Annotated in this window: 1 protein-coding gene and 1 pseudogene; both read right to left on the bottom strand. The window is 63.5% G+C overall.

Annotated features, from left to right (window positions below; genetic code table 11):
- Positions 1–138 precede the first annotated feature (138 nt).
- A complete protein-coding gene (locus tag C1I97_RS37400) occupies positions 139–426 on the bottom strand; it encodes a transposase (RefSeq protein WP_111007303.1) in 288 nt (95 codons plus the stop codon).
- 69 nt (positions 427–495) lie between these two features.
- Positions 496–804, bottom strand: a pseudogene (locus tag C1I97_RS42305) (helix-turn-helix domain-containing protein); the annotation flags it as partial.
- Between the last annotated feature and the right edge of the window lie 524 nt (positions 805–1,328).

Below are 1,328 nucleotides of genomic sequence, written 5' to 3'. Positions count from 1 at the left end.
CTGAAAACCCTCGGAGCCGACAACATCGCCAAGACCACCCGGGCGATCCGCGACGAGCCCCACCGGGCACTCCCCATCCTGGGCATCACCAACGATCCGGACACCTACGGAACTTGATCAAACCCTGGTACCTGCTCGCTACCGGGGATCCCTCGCGAAGTACGCTGCGGCTTTTTTCAGAAAGGAGTTCTCCGTCTCCAGTTCACGGACGCGGCGTTCGAGTTCTTTCAGCCGGGCTCGCTCATCGACCGGCAGTGGCCCGTCCTGCCGTCCGTGCGCACGCTCATATTGGCGCACCCATGTGCGGAGCGTCTCGGGGTTCATGTTGAGTTCCCGGGCGACATGAGCGATCGGTTTGCTGGATTTCAACGCCAGCTGGACCGCTTCTTCGCGGAACTCCGGCGAGTACGGACTTGGACGTGCCACTTGCTTCTTCCCTCGATTCCTTACAGGGCAACCCTATTGGGTCCCTGTCCGGGATCTTCGGGGCCCCTCAGATGGTGACCGGCTCAGTTGACGAGCGATTTCACGCACTCCCACGTCCTGGGCCGTGAGCAGTGCGATCTCCTCACGCTCCGCGAAGGACAGATACCTGCCCGAGGAGGGTCCCAGTCGCAGCGGGGGCATGCCTCCGCCCGCGCGGAACCACCGCGATCCCACCGGCCCAGAAACGCCACATGCGATCGCTGCCTCCTCACTGGACAGCCCCTCGGCGATCTTCACCTAGAACTCCCGCTCCACGTCACGACGGACCGGAGGACGCCCCGGCGAACGCATCGCCGGACGCCCCGTCAAAGTCGTGATCCAACCAACCGGCCTTCCCATCCAACACCTCCACGATCAAGGTGTTGCGACGACCAGTTGAATCCGCCGAATACACGTCCGGTGAATACCGCAATCTGATCAGGGAGTTGAAGCTGAGGCAGAGCATGGGAAGAACGGGCTCCTGTTACGATAACGCCGCGGCCGAAAGCGGAGATCGGGACCACCGTCTGGGAGTCCCACGAGGCTGCTCGCGCCGACGTCTTCCGCTTCATCGAGGTCGAGTACAACCGCACCCGCCTGCGCAAGCACCCCGAGTACGGCTACGTCACCCCGCTCGAAACCAGAGCTCTGGTGATCCAAGACCTCACCCCGCAGCGTAAACATCCGCTGTTCATGATCAGGGGGGAACTTCATCGCCCACACAGGGCGGGAGCGTTCTCAGGTCGTGGGCTTGATCAGGTCGAGCGCGTGATCGGGGTGTGACCTGTAGTGATCGGCTGCCGCGGCGTGGTTGTGCCAGCCCGCGAGCTCCGCGAGTGCGAGGGCGGTGTTGCGCAGGCTGG

Source organism: Streptomyces sp. NTH33, from assembly GCF_003236365.1.
Lineage (GTDB): Bacteria > Actinomycetota > Actinomycetes > Streptomycetales > Streptomycetaceae > Streptomyces.
Note: the sequence above shows the minus strand (reverse complement) of the source record. Positions and strands in the feature narration are given on the sequence as shown.